This is a genomic window from Corynebacterium sp. HMSC064E08, assembly GCF_001811805.1.
GTDB classification, from domain to species: domain Bacteria; phylum Actinomycetota; class Actinomycetes; order Mycobacteriales; family Mycobacteriaceae; genus Corynebacterium; species Corynebacterium jeikeium_D.
The window spans coordinates 1-15,929 of record NZ_KV806692.1 but is presented as its reverse complement, the minus strand read 5'-3'; the positions used below and the strand labels follow the sequence as shown (position 1 = coordinate 15,929).

The window sequence follows — 15,929 nt, the reverse complement described above, 5'->3', positions numbered from 1 at the left end:
CTAAGGAACCGGCAGGTCATCCCCATGCGGCAGGTCCGCGGCCGCGCGCTGTGAATCCAGCCAGTCGCGGACGTGGGCTACCGATCGGCAGTCATCGCCGTTGTAGCGCAGCAGCATAGCGCGCGCCTCGGCTTGCGTGAGCTTTTCAAAGGACTGTTCCGCGACAAAGTCGAGGTCAGTGGCCGTCGCAATGCGATACAGATCCAGCGATGCCTCGCCGTCAACATCGGCGTCGCGCCAGTGGAAGCCCGACCACGGGGCCACGACTTTCAGCCCCATGCCGACGGTGGAGAGGATCTGGCGACGGGCGACCTTCAGCATGTCCACCCAGTCCTCCGAGGCAATGAACTTGTCCACTTCTTCGCGGGTCGGCACCCGCACAATCTTTGTCGGGCCAGCTGCCTCGAAACCGGAACCAGCCACATCACCTGTGGCCAAATCCGCCGAATCTGCGGGCACCACATATTCCTGGCCGCCGAACCGGGTAGCGCTCTGACGTAGCCAATAGTTCTCGCCCTCCGCCGCCCAGCAATAGGCGCGGAAGGTCTTGCCTTGTTCATGCGCCGCATTTCGACGCCGCATCAGGTAATCCCAGAAAATCGCAAAATTCCTGGCCTCCGCCGTGCCGCCGAGCCCCTCTGGCCCCGGTGGCTCCCAGGTGATGAAGCCACGGTAGTCCTCCCCGGGCACCCAGGTTCCCCACAGGTAGGCGCCATCGTTGGGATACGCCTCCATATCGATGTCCATCTCGACATCGCCACGCGGGGCCGATGTCTTGGCGGCTACCCGGAGCGCGTCGACGTCGGCAAGCCGCGCCCTCGCCATCCACACCTGCTCCTTGCTGACGTGCGGAGTGTTGGTACTCGCCTGCGCCAATGCCGTGACCGTGTCGATGCCCACGCTGCGCAACCGCATGGACTTATCCCCAGGTAGAAGGAGGGAAATGTCGTCACTTGCGGTCAGCTCATCGAAGCAACGGTCGTGGTGATGGCAGGTTCGGCACTCCCGGATGCGCCGTGGCGCCAGCGGCCAGGTCCCTGGCGTAAACCGTGACGGTCGCCCCTGAGTGGCAGCGACGGCATCACGCGCGTCGCGCAACGCCATCCGGTACGAGGCCACGCGCGAACCCTCATCAGCAATGACGATATGCCGTGTATCCAGATTCATTCCGGTGGCACTAATCGCCCCCACCAGGCCACAGGACACGCCCAGCCGGTGCAGCATCGCCGCCGCCTGCCCCAGCTTCACAGCATCAGGTCCGTAATGCCGTAGCTTCCACTCATCCGTGACAACCATCGCCTGACGCAGGGTCCGCCCCATCACACCATCACGCCCGAGCCGGTCAACGCCCAGCAGTCGTACCTGCATCGCCGCCGCACGCGCCGCATTGCTTGACGACGGCTTACGCCGCCGGCCCTGTTTGCGCGCAGAGAGCAGATGCCGTGTGACAACCAGGACCGGCATGTACGTCGGTGAGGTCGTCTGCGGTGAATCATCGACCTTGACCAACAGATCAGGGTGGCAAATCTCGTCGATTCCCGAGTACACCCCGCCGGGAATCGGGCGCTCATGCATGAGCACGCCACCGGCGATGACGCTTTCTCCACGGGCGATGGCCTCAAGGGTATCCAGGTGAGCGTCCGGCCCCGAGGCCACTGTGTACAGGTCGGGGATGGACGCGATGGACGTCGGCAAGCGGTGCTCTTGGTGAGAAGCAGGTTCGACTAGCCGCCCCTCGCGCAGGTCGAGGCTCAGCCGGTAGCGGCAGCCGATGAGGTCGCTCGCGTGGAGAAGCGGGCGCGAAACGGATGAATCAGTCACAATGAGAATTAGCGTATCGCCACTCGGTAGGAAGTTTCACGTTAAGCTTGGATAGCAAGAATCGTGATGCAGCCACTGCATCTGGCAAGCGCACTCCGGCGCGGTGGGGTTTAAGGGTTTTCCGCCCCGCTTTTCCGGAGGGACTATCTGCGAGCAACTAGGCGAAGGAAAAAATGAGCTTCTTGGGTGACATCCGTGAGCGTCGGCGCGAAACCGCCAAGCAGGTGAAGGCTGCCAAGGCGAAGGCCAAGGAAGAGGCTCGCCACGCAGCTCGACTTAATCGCAAGGCACACAAGGCTGAGGTCAAGGCCGCTAAGCGCGACCAGAAGCACCAGCACAAGCTGGAGCTGAAGGAGGCCGCTGGCCGCGTTCGTTCTGAGGAAAAGCTCGGTAAGAAGGAACTCAAGCTGGAAAACCGTGCTCTGAAGCGCGCGGAGAAGATCCGCAAGGCAAGTGCCAAGGACGAGAAGAAGGCGCTGGCTGCCAAGCAGCGTCACCAGACCAAGATGGCCGAGAAGATCCTGGCACAGCAGCGCAGCCAGGGCTTCAACAAGGACAAGGCAAAGTCGTGGATCGGTGGCGCGCGCCTGCTGGTACCGGTGCTGGTTCCGCTGGCCTACCGCGCTATCACTGCCATTCAGCGCCGTGAACACTCGTCGGCCGCGCAGAAGTTCGGTGTTTCCGCTAATGATGCCGCTCGTTACCAGGGGCACGGTGCACCGCTGCTGGCCCGCATTGAGGCTACTCGCGGTTCGCTGACGGAGCTGCGTAAGTCGGGCGCCAAGGGCATCGATGGTTTTATCAAGGACGCCAACTCGCGTCTGGATGTCATGACTGATGCTATTAATACTGCCGAGAAGATGACCCCGGAGCAGCGTCGTCGCGCGCACCACTCCATTACCGCGGAGCTGGATTCGCTGGACCGCCAGATTATTTCGGAGCTGGGCGCGTAAACCCGGCCGCTTCAGGTTGAGGCCACTCGCCGAGATTCATCGAATTGAGCGCGACTGTTGTTGAACAGCAACAGTCGCGCTTTTGCTCTTATTACCCCCGTATCGGGCTATTTTTTCCCACCGATGGCGCTACGGACTGAGAACTACTGTAATGAAGGCTATGCCATCTTCAGATAAATCTCAGACTGCAGCCTCGAATCTGAACGGTGCGGTCTCGAACAGCGACGCAACAGCCCAAAAGCCATTCACCCCTTCTCGTCGTGCCGTACTGCGTGCCGGCGCTACCGGTGCTGCTGCCGGAGCCATCGGCCTGGCAACCGCTACCAGTGCGGGGGCAAATCCTGAGTCACAGTCCCCAGCTAATGCTGGCGGTTCCGGTGGTTTTCAGGTATTCCAACACGGCGTGGCCTCTGGCGACCCACTGCCGGACTCGGTTCTTATCTGGACTCGTGTGACCTCACACCCAGGCGATACCGCAGGTGCAAACCAGGGCCGCCCTGTTGCACTGAAGTGGGAAGTCGCTTCTGATGAGGGCTTCGGCAACATCGTTGCCTCTGGCGCCCTGAACACCGACCCGGATGCTGACAACACTGTCAAGATCGATGTCAAGGGTCTCTCCGCTGATTCCTACTACTTCTACCGCTTTACCGTCACCGCTGGTGATCACGCGGGCCAGGTTTCCCCGATTGGCCAGACTCGCACTGCGCCGCCGGTGAACTCCTCGCCAGATCACCTGGGCATCGCGCTGACTTCCTGCGCTAACTGGGAAAGTGGCTTCTTCTCCGCTTACCGCGATATGGCGGAAAATGACCGCATCGACATCATCATGTGTGTCGGTGACTACATCTACGAGTACGAGGCCGGTGGCTACTCCGGCAAGGGCCCGGTTCGTGACCACAAGCCGGCTCACGAGATCATTTCTCTCGCTGACTACCGCCTGCGCTACGCCACCTACCGTACCGATGCGGACCTGCAGGAAGCTCACCGCGCAAAGCCGTGGATTGTGACCTGGGACGACCACGAGGTCGCCAACGATGATTGGCACAGTGGCGCTGAGAACCACGACCCGGAGACCGAAGGCGACTACATTGCCCGCCGCGACGCCGCTATCCAGGCTTACCTGGAGTGGCTGCCGGTTCGCGCGGTCCCGTTCTCCCAGGGCGGAAAGCTCTACCGCAGCTTCCGTTTCGGCGATCTCGCCGACCTGACCATGCTGGACCTGCGCACCTACCGTGACCAGCAGCTGAAGTTCATCCGCGCTGGCGAGACCGATGATGAGAACCGCTCCATGCTCGGCTCTGAGCAGTTCAATTACCTGCTCGGCCAGTGGCGTTCCTCGAGCGCAAAGTGGCGTGTCGTGGGCAACTCCGTCATGTTCACTCCGGTGCTGGTTCCGCCGCTGGATCCGGAGGCCACCCGCGCTGTCACCGAGCTGCTGAGCTTGCCTCAGGACGGCCTGCCGTACAACTTGGATCAGTGGGATGGCTACGCTGCTGAGCGTCGTAAGCTGATCAACATCATGGATAAGGAAGGCTACGACAACGTTGTCTTCCTCACCGGCGATATTCACTCCTCCTGGAACTGCAACGTACCGAAGGTCCCGGGCGAGTACCCGAGTGCCGGCATTGCCGCTATTGAGATTGTCTGTACTTCCGTCAGCGCCCCGAATATCGATGACATTGTGAAGCTGCCTCAGGACAACCCGATTTCCTTGGCTGCTACCGCTGGACTCAAGGCTGCGAACCCGTACGTCAACTACCTCGAGTTCGACCGCCACGGCTACACTGCCGTCTACTTCGGCCGCGAGGACGTTACCTCTGAGTACCGCCTTGTCGAGGTCAAGGAAGACCCGGACCAGCCGCTTTTCGTCGCCGCTACCTACCGCGGCAAGCCGGGTCAGGGCATGACCCAGGCTTAAGCGCCTTCTCGTCCTTTCGCTTTACGACGACTACCGAGTGCGCACCCCGCATTGCGCCCTCAGTGACGTAGTTGCTGTTCACGACGGCCCTGCACAACATGCAGGGCCGTCTTTTTATTACCCCAAGTTCTTGTGCACAATTAATCGAATTATTAACAAACCATGTATTCAATATAAGTTGCACAATCAAGCTAAATTATCGTCAATAGACATTAAATTTCTTTGCACTTATACTGTGGGGGAAAGAAAATAGGGCTTGATATTAATTTGAAATTTCACCGTATTGAAGTTTCACCGTAAGCCTTCTTCATTATTACAAGTTCAGCACCAAGCTTAGGCAGGGATTCTATGGCACGCCGCGAACTAATTCAGTACATCGACGACCTCGATGGGACTCCACTTGATTCCGCAGACCACCAAGTCGTTCGTTTCTCTTTCCGCGGTAAGAACTACATTCTCGACCTCTCTCAGGAAAATGCAGAGAAGTTCGAGCAGGTATTAGAACCGTATATTGCGAAAGCTTCCATTGATCACAGCACGGTTGTAGCTCCGCGTAAGCGCTCTTCCGCTAATCCCAATGCCGCTGAGGCCCGTGATCGCAATCGCAAGATTCGCCAGTGGGCACGAGAGAATGGCATGGATGTTGCAGACCGTGGTGCGCTGCCAAAGCACATTATTGAAAAGTACGAGAGCGCTAACTAGTTCTCACCCAGGTCCATTTGCCTTCCACTGGGTTTCACCCAGCTTTACTATCTTTAAAACAGGGTCCCGCCACAGCGGGGCCCTGTTTTAAAGTTGGGGCAGGTAATTCGAGTCGCTAGGATAGCGGCTGGAATTGGCACACCGGCCTCATCCGGTTGTCTTACTTTTCTTATCCTTGACATGGAGGAGTCGGCCCGTGGTCATTTTGGAACCATTTGTTTGGCTGGTCTCGTTTGTCCTTAAGGCGTGGCACCTTTTACTGGCCTCAGTATTTCACCTGCCGTCTTCTCTGTCCTGGACGCTTTCTCTCTTCCTGCTGGTGTTTACGGTGCGTGGCGCTTTAGCGTTTCTCGCGTTCCAGCAATTTATCTCGGCGCGCAAGACAGCCAACCTACGGCCGCAGCTTTTTATGCTCAAGGAGCGCTACCGCAGGAGCATCGAGCCGAACTCGCCACAATACGTAAACTTTGCCAGCAAGGAAATGCGCAAAGCAGAGGGAATTAAGACCTCCGTAATGCTGGCGCCCCTCTTCGTCCAGATTCCCGTGATTATGGGCCTTGTTCGCATGCTGAGGCACATGCTGCGGGCGTCTGAGGGGCCTGGGCTGCCTGCGTCTCATAATGTCGGATTCATCTCTAAGGATGAGATCTCCGACTTTCTGAGCGCGACATTCTTGGGACAGCCTCTACCCGCATATCTGCGCATGGACCCGGCGCAACTGCAAATCCTCGGGGGCAATCATGATTCGCTGTTAACTTTCTGCATTATCGGCATCGTGGCAGCGGCCTTTTTCACCGGTTTTAACTTGGTCGTTTCCTACCGCCGGTTGCAGCGCACTCTCGACTATTCCAATAGCGTCAGTGTATTCCTCAGCAAATTCATGCGCGTAATGCTTATCTACGCACCGCTGATGATCCTCTTCGCGGGGTTCTTTGGCCCAACACCTGTGGCTCTAATTGTCTACTGGGTCACCAATAACTTCTGGACACTGACCCAAAATATTATTCTCACCCGCTATGTGGAAAAGACCTACCCGCTCACGGACGATTTCCGAACTCTTCAAAACCACCAAAAGGGTGAATACGAATCGGAGCGAGAGGAAAAGAAGAAGTTAAAGCAGGCCAAGCGTCGCTTTTATATCAAATCCGCATTCGCTCCGTGGAAGATAAAGCAGCATAAGAGTGAATATGCCGCTATTGAGAAGGAATCGCGGGACCGTCGTAAAGCAAAGCAGGAAGAAGAATATGCCCAGGCTTTGAAAATTGCGAAGGTTCGCTACATGGTGACCCAGATGCGGCCTGGTGCTCAGGACAATTTGCCGTCCCTGACGCAGGATATGAAAATTTCCTCGGGTATAGTTCCGCCGCTTCCCGGCCTGGCTAAAGTGCGGGACGACATGAAACGACAAGCCGAGAAGGCTCAAAAAGCACAGAAACGGCCGAAGCCAATTCTGATTGCAAAGAACCTGGGAATGCTACTCGGCCAGAATACGAAGAATATGGTTAAGAAAGCCACCGGCTCAAAGGAGTCGGACTGGAAACGCTTCCGAGATTAGCCCGTGAGTAAAAAGGCGAGAACTACGACGCGTTAAAAAAGGGAATTAAGTATTTACGTGACCAGGTCACGGGCCAGGTCGCGCGCCATCTGCAGCGGGTTCAGGTCTTTGGACATCTTGGCACCCGCGAGGCCGCCGTCGAGGTAGAGCAACAGCATATTTGCGTGAGCGGACGGCATACTAGATTCATTTTCAGTCAGCAGCGTGTGCAGCTGTTGCCACACCCAGGAACGGTGATCGGCTGCGGCCTGACGGATGTCCTGCTCCGACTCCGTTTCCGGCCGCGGATATTCACTAGCCGCATTCTGGAAGTGTGAACCACGGAAGTCGATTGCCGGCTGCTCCGCAATACACTGATCAAAGAAAGCGAGAATCTTCTCCGCCGGGGTATCCAAAGAGGCCACTCGCTGCTCCCAAGCCTCCCGCCATTTGGCGTCAAGGTCTTGCAGATATGCGATGACTAGCTTGTCCTTGGATCCAAACAACGAGTACAGGCTAGCTTTGGCCACATCAGCTTCCCGCAGGATGCGGTCAATGCCGACGACTCGGATGCCCTCCGTTGTAAACAGAGTTGTCGCTGATGCCAGGAGGCGCTCCCGCGGACTGGGGCGGTTACGACGGCGAGAGGAAGCGCGGCCGCCTTTTGCGCCCTTGCCCGTTGTCGCTTCTGCCACGGCAGTACCTCTCGTCCTTCCAAAGTCACACCTCGTTCTAACAGCTGCTTACTCGCAAATACCGGCGTTTGCGCCATTGCTTTCAGAGCACTGAACAGGGCGTTCATAGTCTGTGATATTCCATTGTAGGCGTATCTGCGACTGTGCTTTTGTAAAAGAACAAACTAGTCAGTCTTTCAGCCTCTAGTCCTACTTTAGCGTGCGATGATTGCCGCCCCCAACAGATGTCACGACAATCGCAGAACGCCAACGTCACGACAACCGCACAACAAAAAGGGCATCTCAATGTTGATGAGATGCCCCGCGCTCTAGCTCACTATCCAGTAGATAGCCGCGTTACGACGCTTCGTGCATAGTCGCGCTGTTTTGCTTGGCTTACTTGCGCTTCTGAATCATGCCGACAATCCACAGCAGGATCACAGCACCAATCAGACAGGTCAGGAAGCTGAAGAACATTCCACCGCTCGCGACATCAAAGCCGACCAGGGTGAGCAGCCAACCGCCCAAGAAACCACCGACGATACCAACGACGATATTCAGGACGATGCCCATCTGCTCATCAGTGTTCATGATTTTAGAGCCAATCCAGCCGGCAAGACCACCGATGATAATCCAACCAACGAAGCCCAGAGTAGGGCTAAAGGAGGCAGCAAGAAGAATCTCGTTCATGATAGATATTCCTTTCCCGAAATCGTTCTGACTCAACTATAAGTCTTTCCGAAAACTCTTGCATACACTGCAAGCACTATCAGGCCATTTCGGCCACTGAGAAACTAGCGAGATAACAGTCGGATAGCCACAGGAAAACTCTTATAAAATCTGCACTTTCTGCATGAAAACAGGGTTTATGCAGACGAGAGGCCTCATTTGGATAAACCGAAGCCGGCCCCGACACCTGTCGGAAACCGGCTAGGTTCTACTTATAAATATTCGGTAACGGTTTCTACTCTCGGCGCTAACCGCGCCTCGACGACCGCCGCCGGCGTCTTTTCTCAGCCCCCTCGAAGGGCGCTTTAGGCGTCAGTCTCCGGGCGGACGACCATCATCGGGCAAGCAGCCGCCTGCAGGAGTGCACGCGAAGTGGAGCCGAGCAGCATGCCCTTGAAACCTCCGCGGCCGTGGCTGCCGACGACCAGCAGCTGCGAGCCTTCCGAGGCATCAGCCAGAGCACGAACCGGGCGGTCGCGGGTAACAACCTTCTTGATGGCCACTTCCGGGTACTTCTTAGCGTACTTCTCCAGACGGTGGCCGAGCAGAGCCTTCTGCTCCTCTTCCACAACCTGCCACTGGCTCTGAGCTGCGGAAAGGCCAGCCAGGGAAGCCTGTACCTGCATATCCATCCAGGTATGAACTGCAATCAGCTCGGCACCACGGGCATCGGCCTCACGGAATGCGTACTCCGTTGCCTTTTCGGAAATATCGGAGCCATCGACACCGACAACGACAGGACCGTACTTGGTCTCATCGGTTACCAGGTTGTCCTCGCGGACAACAACAACCGGGCACGATGCGTGGGAAACAACAGCGGCGGAAACCGAACCCATGACCATGCCAGAGAGCCCACCCAGACCGCGAGAGCCCATAACCACCATGGTTGCCTGCTCAGACAGGTCGAGCAGCATGTCAATCGGGCTGCCCTCTTCAATCTGGTGGCTGACATCTACTGACGGTGCGAAGTCGAGGGCAATCTTCTTGGCCTCGTTAATCTTCTCCAGGGTCTCGGCCTCAAGATCGTCGTAAAGCTCCTGCGGCGGAACCATGCCCTCTGCGTAGAGGAACTGCGGCATGGAGTAGCTGCTGACCAGACGGAGCGGCTCACCGCGCTTCACTGCGGTGTTAGCGGCCCACTTGACGGCAGTCTTGGATGCCTCCGAGCCATCGACCGCGCACACAATGATGTTCTGCCTTGGCATTGATTGCCTCCTTATTATGCGATCCATAAAAATTGGCTCTCCGCGGCCCGACCGCAACGCAGCTACACCTATCGCACCTGCTTGGACGCCATTTTAATGGACAAGCTTTGCTATTTAGTCAACTCTTCCGAGCCAACCCTTTTATTACTTTCACCTCCACCCTACCCCCATTATGTTGCGACCGACAGGGCAGAATGTTGTCCACCTACGCCATTAGGGGCGGTACCAACACAGCCCTGCGCCAGCAGCTCCGCTTGCCCGCCGGGTGAATCCGGGGCACCTGTTAAAGTCAGCCGTATGCGTCGCATGCCACTGCCCATTCGCGATGGGCTCAACCCCTCCCGCATCGCCGCTCCCGGGCGTCGTGGCGATGCCCCCACCCGTGCGTGGGATCTGCTCGCAGGCGCTATCGCAGGTCAAACCTACCGCCACCCAGACGATGATGAAGCGGCTGTGGCCAAGCGTTTTGCAGATGGGCTCGTCGTTCGCGCCAACTCAGTGCCCTACAGTCCAGATGACATGGTGAAGCCCGGCGCGGAAATGTGGTTTTACCGCACCCCGGCACCGGAGCGCACAATCGCGGGGCCGATGCCGATTGTTTTTCAAGATGACAACCTTGTGGTCGTCGACAAGCCGTCGTTTTTGGCAACGATGCCGCGCGGCCGACACATTACGGAAACTGCTGTGGTTCGCCTGCGACGGGAGCTGGGTAATCCGGAGTTGGTTCCCGCGCATCGCCTCGACAGGCTGACGTCGGGGTTGCTCATCTTTACCGCCCGGCGCGAGGTTCGCGGCGCCTACCAGGGGCTTTTCGCATCGGGGGAAGTCACTAAGCGCTACCACGCATTGACGTCGCCTACACCCATCGCTGGCGCGGCCAGCGAAGCCCTGCCCGAGACCCCACTGGAATTGCGCACACGACAGCACAAAATTGCTGGCCAGATGCAGGCTTATACTCTCGAGGGCGAGCCAAACGCCCACACCATCATCGAGCGCATTTCGCTTGTCGACGTGCCTTCGGACGCCGACGGCCTCGCTGCCGACAGTGGTCGCGTTGCGCTGTGGCAATTGAAGCCCATCACCGGACGCACTCATCAGCTGCGGCTGCACTTGAGTGAACTGGGCTTTCCCATCCTGGGTGACCAGTACTACCCGGAGATTCTGCCGCTGGAGGCCGAGAATGCCTCGGAGCCCCTGCACCTGGTCTGTGTTGAAATGAGTTTCGCTGACCCCGTGACTGGTGAACAACGAACGTTCCATTCCCGCCGCAGCGTTTTCAATCCGCTTTCGCTGCCGGATATTAATTCGCCGTTGATCAAATCTAATTAGAAGAGAGCCCCTCCCCCATGTCTGCCAAGCATGCAAAACGCCCCACCAAATCATCCGCTGAGTCTTCTTTGAAGCATTCCGCCCCACCAGCGGCGGCCTACGCTGAGGGGCTCACCAAGAAGTACGGTGTCGGCAATGCCGCTGTTACTGCACTGGACCATGTCGATATCTCTTTTGCCGCTGGTGAGTTCACCGCGATTATGGGGCCGTCCGGGTCGGGTAAGTCGACATTGATGCACTGCATGGCCGGCTTGGACTCCGCGACGTCGGGAAGCGCGTACATCGGCACGACGGAACTGTCGAAGCTGTCGGACAAGGAGATTACGGCGCTGCGGCGTGACCGCCTGGGCTTTGTGTTCCAGTCCTTCAACTTGGTGCCGACGTTGACAGCGGCGGAGAACATCACCCTGCCTATCAATATCGCTGGTCGTAAGGTGGATAAGCAGTGGTTCGAGGAAATCACTACGCGCCTTGGGCTCAAGGAACGGCTTACGCACCGCCCCTCGGAACTGTCCGGTGGCCAGCAGCAGCGTGTCGCCTGTGCGCGTGCCATCGTCAGCCGGCCGGAGATCATCTTTGGCGATGAGCCGACGGGCAACTTGGACTCGAACTCATCCCGTGAGGTGTTGACGATTCTCCGCGATGCGGTTGATGACATCGGCCAGACCGTTGTCATTGTGACGCATGATGCCACCGCCGCTTCCTACGCAGACCGTGTTGTGTTCCTCGCGGATGGCCGCGTGGTTGACGAGCTTCGCAACCCCACGCCCGCCGATATCTTGGCGCGCATGGCAGATATTGAGAATCTTTAGGAAGGCAGGTCATCTCTCCCCATGGCATCATCGTCTTCCACGCTAAGCCGCGTCGCCTGGCGTAATATCACCTCGCACAAGTTGCGCCTCGTGCTCACAATTATTTCGGTCGTGCTGGGCACGGCCTTCATCACCGGCGCATTTGTGTTCACATCATCGCTGGACAAGGCCTTTAAGGGCGCAATGAGTACCGCTTATGACGGTGTCGACGTGGTGGTGACGGCCCCCGCTGACAATCCCGGTGCGCTTACCGAAGAAACCGTGCAGGAAATCGAAAGCTTCCCCGGGGTGCGCGCCCTCAACATTGGCGATCCCAACAACAGCATTACGGCCACGGGAGCCGACGGCAAGCCAATTCAGACCAATGGTTCGCCATCGATGGGTCTTCCCTACTATCCAGCGGCCGAAGCGGTGGGCAACAAGGTCACGGTTACCGAGGGGCACGCGCCGGAAACACCAGGTGAGGTGGTCGTCAACTCCACTACCGCCGAACTCGGCAACCTCCACGTCGGCACTGAAATCAAGGTGGCCACCCGTCTCGAGCGGGCGACGGTGAAGGTCGTCGGCATCGCCGATACCTCCATCGACGAAACCGGCTACCTCGCGGTCTTTTTCACCCAGAATCAGTGGCGAGAGCTCTACGGCGCGGACAGCCATATGGACATGTTCACCCTCGCCGCCGATTCCACCACTGACGCTGCCACGCTTACCCGTGATGTCGCAGAAGCATTCCCCGAGCTCAAGGTAGAGGCAGGCTCTAAGCTCGCCGACGAGGCCTCCGAACGTGTCTCCTCTGCCTTAAGCTTTGTCAACTACTTCCTCATCGCTTTCGGGCTCATCGGGCTGCTGGTCGGGATCTTCATCATTTCCAATACTTTCACCATGCTGGTCACTCAGCGCATGAAGGAATTCGCTCTCCTCCGCGCCCTCGGTGCTTCACGACGACAGCTCACTGCGTCCGTCCTCTTGGAGGCATTCATTGTTGGCCTCATCGGTTCCGCACTAGGTGTCATCACGGGATTTGGGCTGAGCCAGGGGCTATTCATGCTTCTCGATGCCATGAGTATCTCCATGCCCGGCGATGGCCTGACATTCGAACCGGTGGCAGTCATCGTTCCTCTCCTTGTCGGCGTGGCCATCACCATGATCGCCGCCTGGACGCCGGCCGCCCGCGCTGGCGCGGTCCCTCCTGTAGAAGCCATGCGCTCTGGGGATCAAACAACCAGCAATAGCCTCAGTGCTAGGACGTGGACCGGTACTGTGCTGGCGTCCGCCGCGATCGCAATCATTGCCTGGGCATTGCAGTGGAACGACGCAGAAACCAAGATTCGTGCCGTCTTCGTTGGTGTCGGTGCAGTGATGGCCGTAGCCTCCGTCTGGCTTGTCGGCCCCGCGCTGTCCATGCCTCTGATCGGAGGACTGGGGCGCGTCGTAGGTGCGCCTTTTGGAACCGTCGGCAAGCTTGCGGCGACGAACTCCCACCGCAATCCGCGCAGAACGGGAACCACATCGTTTGCACTGACGCTCGGGCTTGCGCTGGTGACTGTGATTGGCATGTTCGGTGTGTCCATGAAGGAGGCGGTCAATGAGTGGTCAGAGACCAATCTGACGGCTGACTTCGTGCTCTCGCCACCTCTGACCGCACATTCGGCCCTGCCGCTTGGGGTCGAGGATGCGGTGAAGGATATCGATGGTGTCGACGACACCGCAACCTTGTCGATTGGCGCGCTGCTGGTGATCCCGCCTGAAGAAGCCGGCACGATGATAGCTTCCGACGGCGAACAAACTGAAGTCGGACCGGAATCTAGTAATGCGTCAGTTTTCAACTCCAACGTCGGCAAATGGTACGGCACTCGCGCCATACAGGGCTCCCTCGATCTGGCCAAGCCGGATGCGGGAATTGTCATCAGCGAATCAACAGCGAAAAAGAATGGTTGGAACGTTGGCACTGAGCTCGCAGTGGTTTCCAAAGGCGGCATAACACGGCTCCCCGTCACCGGCATTTTTGCTGACACGAATGATCCAGGCCAGTCGATTATGGTCTCCGACGAAGCCGCCCATAAATATGTCAAAAGCAGCCACCTGTTGCCTTTCCAGACCTACGTCGATATTTCTGATTCCATCGCGGCAGACAGCGGCTCCATGGATGAAATGAAGCAAAAGCTTAGCGACGCAGTTGCGGACTACCTCGTAGTACAGGTGATGACTGCTAAGGAGTTTGCGGGTCTGGCTAATGCCTCTATCGATGTCATGCTGGGAATCGTCTACGCGCTGCTGGCCCTGGCGGTCATCATTTCGATTCTGGGAATTATCAATACTGTCGCGCTCTCGGTTGTCGAGCGCCGCCAGGAGATTGGCATGCTTCGGGCCGTCGGCCTGCAACGCTCGGGGATTCGCCGGATGATTCGCCTGGAATCTGTGGAAATCTCCATTTTCGGCGCGGTTGTAGGTATTGTCCTCGGCTTGTTCCTCGGCTGGTCACTTCTAACCGTGCTGAAGGATGAGGGCCTGAATACTATCGCGGTACCGTGGCTGCAGATCGTTCTCATGCTGCTTGGGTCTGCGCTTGTGGGCATTATTGCTGCTCTCGGCCCTGGTCAGAAGGCCGCGAAGACACCGCCCCTGGCCGCTATCGCAAACGAATAGTCGCCGTTATATGAAACCGCCCCGTGCAGATATTGTTTCTGCACGGGGTTTCTATTTCGCCTTATCGCCTACGCTGAATCAGCTATCCGGCTCACGCATTTCCGCTGGCAATTTATACGGTCGCGTTGGCCTTGCGAACCTCGCGTTCTCGATTCTTCAGCGCCTTATTGAGAAGCATAAAGAACCACACAAAGCCGACCGTCAGGATAATGTGGCCGAGCCCTGCAATTCCCGAGTACATCGCACCCCAGGCCTCCGGGCCTGAAACAACGTGCACGATACCGTTAGCCACCATCATGCCAATCGTCCAAACAATGCCGACATTCTGAACGATGAACCAGCGATCAAAGCCCTTGACAGCTGAAATATTGAATTGCCCATCCAATGCCAGCGCAACCATGAAGAAAATCATGCCAAGAACAAGGAAATGCGTGTGCAGCGTATTGAGCTGCGTTTTATCCCCAAAATCCATCGCACGGGTAAATTCACGATAGAAAACGCCAGAAAACAGACCAAGACCAAGATAGACCGAAGCAGCTGTGAATAACTTACGCATACTTCGTAGCCTACTCAGATAACACTGGCTTCTAAACAGACTAAACCCAGGGGGTTAAACGAAAGTTTGATACCGCGAAACTAGAGAAGCCTCAAACTAACCGCGCGAATCGAGCCAACACACGTTCGGGCACAGTTTTGAATAGGGCCATCACCAGGCCATATAGGCCGGGCGCTACCTCCGCCCGACCGACCTCTGCTGCACGTAACGTGCGCTCCACTAAATAATTGAGATTCTGCTCCGGCATAAGACGCAACTTCACCGACTTCGCCTGCTTAACGACGTCCCGGAGAGCGGTGGTCTTAACCTTTCCCGGGTAGCAAATAGTGACAGTTACACCATTAGGTTTTAATTCCTCCCTAAGGCTGTTACCCCAATGCCGAATAAACGCTTTCGATGCCGTGTATACCGCTAATCCTGGAGTTGGTGCTACAGCTGAGATCGATGAAATGAGAATGATGTGGCCGTTCTTTCCGAATAGATCGTTTAGCGAGTAAACCGCTGCGACCGTACCGCGAATATTCGTCTGTATCATTTGATCAGCCTGCGAAAAGTCCTGGGTTTTAACATCGCCATAATTCGCATACGCGGCATTGAGGATTAAGTAAACTATCGTCGCGTGATGGCGCTCGACATAATTCCGGATTTTATCGCCAAAATCATCATCGGACTGGTCTAGACGAAGATGGCGAAGACGAGGACCTTGGCTCCTAGAGCGCTCAGAGTCCTCGCTGGAAGAATCATCGTTGTAGCTACGAGAAACACACCAAATTTCATCTAGGTCCGGACGTAGCTGCCCGAGTTTATCGGCGAAGACGGCGCCTATGCCCCGAGATGCTCCAGTCACGATTCCCACTCGCATGAATTCCAAGATACAGCTGACTGGGAGGAGCAATTAAAACGGCGACGACGTAGCGCGCCGCATAGGAATAAGCATACGAACAGCAAAATGCAGCACTAAAACGCTAGTTAATTCTGTTTACTCGTGGGCACAAAAAAATGGGCCGCAGCAGCCCACCCCACACAAGGGGCAAGGCAACCACGACCCAC

At 57.2% G+C, this 15,929-nt stretch carries 13 protein-coding genes; 7 read left to right on the top strand and 6 right to left on the bottom strand.

Annotation, left to right across the window (positions count from 1 at the left end; all coding sequences use genetic code 11):
• Nucleotides 1-1,821 carry a ribonuclease H-like domain-containing protein gene (locus HMPREF2820_RS00855; protein ID WP_070602296.1) on the bottom strand — a complete coding sequence of 607 codons (1,821 nt, stop codon included), beginning with the start codon at nucleotides 1,819-1,821 and terminating at the stop codon, nucleotides 1-3.
• 173 nt (nucleotides 1,822-1,994) lie between these two features.
• Here HMPREF2820_RS00855 and HMPREF2820_RS00850 point away from each other — a divergent pair, with 173 nt between their 5' ends.
• The 4 genes from HMPREF2820_RS00850 to yidC all read left to right on the top strand — a co-directional run bounded on the left by HMPREF2820_RS00850 (nucleotide 1,995) and on the right by yidC (nucleotide 6,949).
• Nucleotides 1,995-2,774, top strand: coding sequence for a DUF6474 family protein (locus HMPREF2820_RS00850; RefSeq protein WP_070602295.1), 780 nt, complete (start codon nucleotides 1,995-1,997; stop codon nucleotides 2,772-2,774).
• Nucleotides 2,775-2,934: 160 nt separating this feature from the next.
• On the top strand, nucleotides 2,935-4,692 hold the full coding sequence (locus HMPREF2820_RS00845) for an alkaline phosphatase D family protein (RefSeq protein ID WP_246822176.1): 1,758 nt from the start codon (nucleotides 2,935-2,937) through the stop codon (nucleotides 4,690-4,692).
• Nucleotides 4,693-5,040: 348 nt separating this feature from the next.
• The gene (locus HMPREF2820_RS00840) at nucleotides 5,041-5,394 is read left to right on the top strand and encodes a histone-like nucleoid-structuring protein Lsr2 (RefSeq protein ID WP_069359719.1); all 354 of its coding nucleotides are present in this window, start codon (nucleotides 5,041-5,043) and stop codon (nucleotides 5,392-5,394) included.
• 196 nt (nucleotides 5,395-5,590) lie between these two features.
• Nucleotides 5,591-6,949: a membrane protein insertase YidC gene (yidC, locus tag HMPREF2820_RS00835; RefSeq protein ID WP_070602293.1), complete on the top strand. Its 1,359-nt coding sequence runs from the start codon at nucleotides 5,591-5,593 to the stop codon at nucleotides 6,947-6,949.
• Between the two features lie 53 nt (nucleotides 6,950-7,002).
• Here the strand turns inward: yidC and HMPREF2820_RS00830 are convergent, their stop codons facing one another.
• The 3 genes from HMPREF2820_RS00830 to HMPREF2820_RS00820 all read right to left on the bottom strand — a co-directional run bounded on the left by HMPREF2820_RS00830 (nucleotide 7,003) and on the right by HMPREF2820_RS00820 (nucleotide 9,536).
• Nucleotides 7,003-7,623, bottom strand: a complete 621-nt coding sequence (locus HMPREF2820_RS00830) for a TetR/AcrR family transcriptional regulator (protein ID WP_048731284.1) — start codon at nucleotides 7,621-7,623, stop codon at nucleotides 7,003-7,005.
• A 375-nt stretch (nucleotides 7,624-7,998) separates the two neighbouring features.
• Nucleotides 7,999-8,292 carry a GlsB/YeaQ/YmgE family stress response membrane protein gene (locus tag HMPREF2820_RS00825; RefSeq protein WP_070602291.1) on the bottom strand — a complete coding sequence of 98 codons (294 nt, stop codon included), beginning with the start codon at nucleotides 8,290-8,292 and terminating at the stop codon, nucleotides 7,999-8,001.
• 344 nt (nucleotides 8,293-8,636) lie between these two features.
• On the bottom strand, nucleotides 8,637-9,536 hold the full coding sequence (locus tag HMPREF2820_RS00820) for a universal stress protein (protein WP_005510554.1): 900 nt from the start codon (nucleotides 9,534-9,536) through the stop codon (nucleotides 8,637-8,639).
• 297 nt (nucleotides 9,537-9,833) lie between these two features.
• On the opposite strand from HMPREF2820_RS00820, the gene HMPREF2820_RS00815 reads away from it, so the two are divergent.
• From HMPREF2820_RS00815 to HMPREF2820_RS00805, 3 genes are read left to right on the top strand one after another with little or no spacing between them, the layout of a single operon-like run.
• Nucleotides 9,834-10,865: a pseudouridine synthase gene (locus HMPREF2820_RS00815; protein ID WP_070602289.1), complete on the top strand. Its 1,032-nt coding sequence runs from the start codon at nucleotides 9,834-9,836 to the stop codon at nucleotides 10,863-10,865.
• A 17-nt stretch (nucleotides 10,866-10,882) separates the two neighbouring features.
• Nucleotides 10,883-11,677, top strand: coding sequence for an ABC transporter ATP-binding protein (locus tag HMPREF2820_RS00810; RefSeq protein WP_172954627.1), 795 nt, complete (start codon nucleotides 10,883-10,885; stop codon nucleotides 11,675-11,677).
• A 21-nt stretch (nucleotides 11,678-11,698) separates the two neighbouring features.
• Nucleotides 11,699-14,323 (top strand): ABC transporter permease, encoded by a 2,625-nt coding sequence (locus HMPREF2820_RS00805; RefSeq protein WP_070602287.1) that lies wholly within the window; start codon nucleotides 11,699-11,701, stop codon nucleotides 14,321-14,323.
• Between the two features lie 112 nt (nucleotides 14,324-14,435).
• Here the strand turns inward: HMPREF2820_RS00805 and HMPREF2820_RS00800 are convergent, their stop codons facing one another.
• Both HMPREF2820_RS00800 and HMPREF2820_RS00795 read right to left on the bottom strand, forming a co-directional pair.
• Nucleotides 14,436-14,879: a DUF2871 domain-containing protein gene (locus HMPREF2820_RS00800; protein ID WP_070602285.1), complete on the bottom strand. Its 444-nt coding sequence runs from the start codon at nucleotides 14,877-14,879 to the stop codon at nucleotides 14,436-14,438.
• 91 nt (nucleotides 14,880-14,970) lie between these two features.
• Nucleotides 14,971-15,726: an SDR family NAD(P)-dependent oxidoreductase gene (locus HMPREF2820_RS00795; RefSeq protein ID WP_168164040.1), complete on the bottom strand. Its 756-nt coding sequence runs from the start codon at nucleotides 15,724-15,726 to the stop codon at nucleotides 14,971-14,973.
• Nucleotides 15,727-15,929: the final 203 nt, after the last annotated feature.

What these genes read in the sequence shown, in the direction of transcription:
- HMPREF2820_RS00800 (WP_070602285.1), bottom strand. Translation starts at nt 14,879, where the DNA reads ATGCGTAAGTTATTCACAGCTGCTTCGGTCTATCTTGGTCTTGGTCTG.
- HMPREF2820_RS00850 (WP_070602295.1), top strand. Translation starts at nt 1,995, where the DNA reads ATGAGCTTCTTGGGTGACATCCGTGAGCGTCGGCGCGAAACCGCCAAG.
- HMPREF2820_RS00810 (WP_172954627.1), top strand. Translation starts at nt 10,883, where the DNA reads ATGTCTGCCAAGCATGCAAAACGCCCCACCAAATCATCCGCTGAGTCT.
- HMPREF2820_RS00825 (WP_070602291.1), bottom strand. Translation starts at nt 8,292, where the DNA reads ATGAACGAGATTCTTCTTGCTGCCTCCTTTAGCCCTACTCTGGGCTTC.
- HMPREF2820_RS00815 (WP_070602289.1), top strand. Translation starts at nt 9,834, where the DNA reads ATGCGTCGCATGCCACTGCCCATTCGCGATGGGCTCAACCCCTCCCGC.
- HMPREF2820_RS00845 (WP_246822176.1), top strand. Translation starts at nt 2,935, where the DNA reads ATGCCATCTTCAGATAAATCTCAGACTGCAGCCTCGAATCTGAACGGT.
- HMPREF2820_RS00820 (WP_005510554.1), bottom strand. Translation starts at nt 9,536, where the DNA reads ATGCCAAGGCAGAACATCATTGTGTGCGCGGTCGATGGCTCGGAGGCA.
- HMPREF2820_RS00840 (WP_069359719.1), top strand. Translation starts at nt 5,041, where the DNA reads ATGGCACGCCGCGAACTAATTCAGTACATCGACGACCTCGATGGGACT.
- HMPREF2820_RS00805 (WP_070602287.1), top strand. Translation starts at nt 11,699, where the DNA reads ATGGCATCATCGTCTTCCACGCTAAGCCGCGTCGCCTGGCGTAATATC.